Annotated in this window: 6 protein-coding genes; 3 read left to right on the top strand and 3 right to left on the bottom strand. The window is 36.8% G+C overall.

All coding sequences use genetic code 11. From position 1 onward, the window contains the following. Window positions 1-30: 30 nt before the first annotated feature. The 3 genes from A9G41_RS13070 to A9G41_RS13060 all read right to left on the bottom strand — a co-directional run bounded on the left by A9G41_RS13070 (window position 31) and on the right by A9G41_RS13060 (window position 2,329). Window positions 31-1,112 (bottom strand): IS3 family transposase gene (locus tag A9G41_RS13070; protein ID WP_442903301.1). Its coding sequence is split into 2 segments (ribosomal slippage): window positions 31-869 and window positions 869-1,112, totalling 1,083 coding nucleotides; the frame shifts between segments, so codons are not numbered across the junction. 52 nt (window positions 1,113-1,164) lie between these two features. Beyond that, a complete protein-coding gene (locus A9G41_RS14380) occupies window positions 1,165-1,341 on the bottom strand; it encodes a hypothetical protein (protein WP_176700409.1) in 177 nt (58 codons plus the stop codon). Window positions 1,342-1,423: 82 nt separating this feature from the next. Continuing rightward, the gene (locus A9G41_RS13060; protein ID WP_065581368.1) at window positions 1,424-2,329 is read right to left on the bottom strand and encodes a hypothetical protein; all 906 of its coding nucleotides are present in this window, start codon (window positions 2,327-2,329) and stop codon (window positions 1,424-1,426) included. 58 nt (window positions 2,330-2,387) lie between these two features. Between A9G41_RS13060 and A9G41_RS13055 the strand changes: the two genes are divergently transcribed. The 3 genes from A9G41_RS13055 to A9G41_RS13050 all read left to right on the top strand — a co-directional run. Then, on the top strand, window positions 2,388-2,720 hold the full coding sequence (locus A9G41_RS13055; protein WP_081301468.1) for a transposase: 333 nt from the start codon (window positions 2,388-2,390) through the stop codon (window positions 2,718-2,720). 53 nt (window positions 2,721-2,773) lie between these two features. Beyond that, on the top strand, window positions 2,774-2,971 hold the full coding sequence (locus tag A9G41_RS13730) for an IS3 family transposase (RefSeq protein ID WP_179854701.1): 198 nt from the start codon (window positions 2,774-2,776) through the stop codon (window positions 2,969-2,971). A 114-nt stretch (window positions 2,972-3,085) separates the two neighbouring features. Further along, window positions 3,086-3,417 (top strand): DDE-type integrase/transposase/recombinase (locus tag A9G41_RS13050; protein WP_179854700.1); only part of this gene is annotated, 332 nt, incomplete at its 3' end.

The following is a 3,417-nucleotide window of genomic DNA, read 5'->3' as shown; positions in this document are numbered from 1 at the left end:
CCAAACTTAGTACACAACTCACGTAGAAAATTAAGCTGCCTGTTTTAATATTTTATATTCGAGCGGTGTCATGTTATTTAATGCCTCATGCGGTCTTTCGGTGTTATAAATCGTTAACCATTCTTCGGTTATTCTCCTTGCTTGCGCTAAGTTGTTAAAAAGATATAAATCGAGCACTTCAGTACGATAGGTACGATTAAATCGTTCAATATAACCATTTTGATAAGGGCTACCGGGCTGGATATAATCAATGGCTATATCATGTGATTTAGCCCAGTTTATAAAGGTTTTTCCTGTAAATTCTGGCCCATTATCGACCCGTATTTTTAATGGATACCCATGATATTCGGCCAGTTTATCTAAGTAACGGGTAACTCTCCCTGCCGGTAAGCTTACTGCAATATCAATACCTAATGCCTCACGATTAAAGTCATCGATGACATTGAATGTCCTAAAGCGACGTTGATTACGGCTACTGCCACTCATAAAATCCATTGACCAACAGTCACTTTGTTTATTGGGGACTAATAATCTTTCTGAGCATCGTGGAGGAATGCGTTTTTTACGCTTTACCCTGAGATTAAGCTTTAATTCACAATACACCCGATATACCCGTTTATGATTCCATTGATAGCCGAGCTTTCTGATACGATTAAAACATTTAGGAAAACCCCAGCGTAAATGCCTATCTGTGATAGCATTCAATACCGAAACAATCGCCGAATCATCCTGTAACTTAGCTTGATAATAGTAAGCACAACGGCTTAAACCAACAATGGCACAACTCATTGCAATAGTAACCGAATGATTTTGTTGTAGTTGCTGTGCCCACATTTTACGTGCCTTGGTGGGCACTAAAGCTTTTTTATGATTTCTTCCTGAAGCTGGGATCTTAAGCTCAGTTCGGCAAACATCTGTTTAAGCTTGCGGTTTTCAGCCTCCAGCTCCTTTAAGCGTTTGATATCCGACGTTTCCATTCCGCTGTATTTTTCTCGCCATTTATAGAAAGTTGAATTACCCATGCCATATTTACGGCACAGTTCTTTAACGGGAATACCCGCTTCAGCTTCTTTTAAAATAGCGATGATTTGATGTTCAGTCATTTTTTTCATAATTAAATCCCCTTTACTTGTATCATAGAGAATTTTCTACTTTTTTGCTGTACTATTTTAGGGGATAGTTACAATAATCTCCAAACATAAAACTTACTTCATCAAATTCTTCAGGACTATCCCAGTTTTGGTCTAATGCATAACCACACCCTTCGGACGGTGAACATCCAATTCCTTTGGAAGCATCATATAAAAACTGTAAAAAATTCATTTTTTGTTCTTTATACATTATTTCCAATAAGCTATATAAATTTCCTCCATCATTTTCAATTAATTTTTTTCAATTTTTTTCAACCATTGTATATTATTTGTCATCTAATACTCCTTGGCGGCATTGTCAAAAATGCATTATTTATTTTATTAGTTTTTGGGTCATGTGTCACTCTAAACCAATAGCCACCTACTTTAGTATCATACACGTTCTTTGTCGGATTTGATTGAAAATAATCTTTTGCTTGATGTGCTGCTTTATTTGACATCTCCGCTACTTTTGCATCAGAAAGTATTGCAGGATCATAGGTGGTTTTTCTTTCAACACCTTTGTATCCGGTTACTTTTCCTGCATTTGGTCCATTTCCAGCTATAGCTGGAATTTGATACTGATATTCAATCAACCCAGGATATTGTCTATCTGTGTACTTAGGGTTTACAATTTTAGCACCTGTTATTTCAATAGATTCTAAAAATGCATCTTGATTATGAGCGCCAGAAATTGTACCTTGTTTTCGATTTATTACTCCTAATTGTTTATTATGAGTAGTAACATCTGATACAAAAGTATCTGGTACTAATTGAGTATCAGCTTCTTTTCCAACAATCCCCTCAACGCCCTTGTCAGCGACCTTAATCAACCCTAACGGATCTATCCAATTTATCGGATCACCATTGACATATTGATAACTATTTAACCCACCCAGTATATTAACCGTATATTCATAGTGGGTTTGATGCCCTAACGCATCAATCTCAACGGTTTTCAATCCCTCTTCATTATACTGATAGGTTTTGGTCGCCCCATTAGCATCGATTTCTGACTGTAACAAACCGTCTTTATGGGTGTAACACTTTTGACTGCCATCAGCCATGGTGACAATCACGTTTTCATCTTGCCATGTGTAACGTTCATCTATTTGCCCAAAGTTACCCCATTGACGTAAACAACGAACATCTTGACCTTCACCCTCCCAGACCCAGTTAAATTCAGCGCCTCCAGCCATTGTTCGCTTTTGATGGACAGGCTACACTAATTAGTACCAGTTTAATAAGGTCATTGTTATGATAACCAAAAAACAAAAGGAACCAACAATGACAAATCTTATTTCAAGAAGAGAAAAACGCAGTTTTAGTAATGAATTTAAAAAACAGAGGGTAATGTTATACCAAAATGGCAAAAAACGAGCGGATATTGTCACCGAATACGACCTGACTAAATCCGCATTAGATAAGTGGATTAAGCAATATCAAACCACTGGTGAGTTTACAGCTCAAGCTAATCGTCGTGCTCAAGAAAATGAGCTCATAGCCCTACGTAAAGAGAATAAGCGATTGTTAATGGAGAATGACATCCTAAAGCAAGCGGCGTTGATAATAGGACGAAAATCAAATTAATCACCGAGAATCAACATCGATATAGCTTACGTGCGTTATGTCGATGTTTACAAGTGTCAAGAAATCGATTTTATTATCAACAACCATTAACCAGTAAAAAAACAGACAAAGAGCTTAGTAAAAAAGTGAAAGCGATATTTAACGATAACTATCAATCCTATGGAACAAGGCGACTACAAGTAGCGCTTAGAAAGAAAAGCATACTATTATCCCGTCGCCGAATTGGTCGAATCATGCAAGAAAACGGATGAGTATCAAAATATACCTGTAAAAAATATTGTGCTAATACAGAACAAAGCAACGAATCAACAGTAAGTAAGCAACTTAATCGTGAGTTTACCGTAGGCCAACAACGCAAAGTGTTAGTGACTGATTTAACTTATGTGAGAGTAAAACAACAATGGCATTACCTTTGTGTGATTATTGATGTAAGCAATCGAGAAATCGTGGGACGAAGTGCTGGAAAACATAAAAATGCTCAACTGGTTATGGATGCTATCAGCCAAATCCCTATTAACTTAAATTCAGTTGAGTTATTTCATTCAGATAGAGGAAAAGAATTTGATAATCATCTACTTGATGAATGTTTAAAGGAATTTGGCATTGAGCGTTCATTAAGCCATAAGGGATGCCCTTATGATAATGCTGTTGCTGAAGCAACATTTAAAGCGGTGAAAACTGAATTTGTGTCAAACAC

Origin of the sequence: Gilliamella sp. Nev5-1, assembly GCF_001690895.1 — a bacterium.
GTDB lineage: Bacteria > Pseudomonadota > Gammaproteobacteria > Enterobacterales > Orbaceae > Gilliamella > Gilliamella apicola_C.
This window is presented reverse-complemented; position numbering and strand designations above follow the sequence as displayed.

Coding starts and splice junctions, on each gene's coding strand:
- A9G41_RS13055 (WP_081301468.1), top strand. CDS start 2,388: ATGATAACCAAAAAACAAAAGGAACCAACAATGACAAATCTTATTTCA.
- A9G41_RS13060 (WP_065581368.1), bottom strand. CDS start 2,329: ATGGCTGGAGGCGCTGAATTTAACTGGGTCTGGGAGGGTGAAGGTCAA.
- A9G41_RS14380 (WP_176700409.1), bottom strand. CDS start 1,341: ATGTATAAAGAACAAAAAATGAATTTTTTACAGTTTTTATATGATGCT.